This window comes from Bradyrhizobium sp. NBAIM08, assembly GCF_020193935.1.
GTDB lineage: Bacteria > Pseudomonadota > Alphaproteobacteria > Rhizobiales > Xanthobacteraceae > Bradyrhizobium > Bradyrhizobium yuanmingense.
This window is the reverse complement of record NZ_JADYVR010001249.1, coordinates 1-387: the sequence shown is the minus strand read 5'-3', so window position 1 is coordinate 387 and position 387 is coordinate 1. Positions and strand designations below refer to the sequence as shown.

General features: G+C 71.6%; 1 pseudogene. It reads right to left on the bottom strand.

Annotated features, from left to right (window positions below):
• Window positions 1-17: 17 nt before the first annotated feature.
• A pseudogene (locus tag I6F37_RS44370) lies at window positions 18-387 on the bottom strand (hypothetical protein); the annotation flags it as partial.

The following is a 387-nucleotide window of genomic DNA, read 5'->3' as shown; positions in this document are numbered from 1 at the left end:
CTGACCGTCCGGCAGTTTCAGTTTCCAAGCCCGTCACCCGCTGCCCCCGTGCGGAGCTCCACCCCGGGCTCGGCCCGGACGAGACGCCGCAGCACCGCCTCCACCACCGGCCGCCGGGCCATCAACGCCCGGTCATCCTCATATCCCGGGCCAAAGTCGAACCCGGCCCGGCTGACCCCGCGCGCCTCCAGAGCGTCCAAGACATCCGGGGCGTCGTCACGCAGGACACGGGCCACCCGGGCCCGCCACACGTGGCCATGCCATCCCTGAGGCACCCCCGGGCGGGGCCAATGGAAGTCCTCCTCGACAGACCCGTCCGGTGGATCCTCATCCGAGTCGACCACCACCACCTGGTGGTCGCGACGCGACAGCAGGATCCCGGTGAGC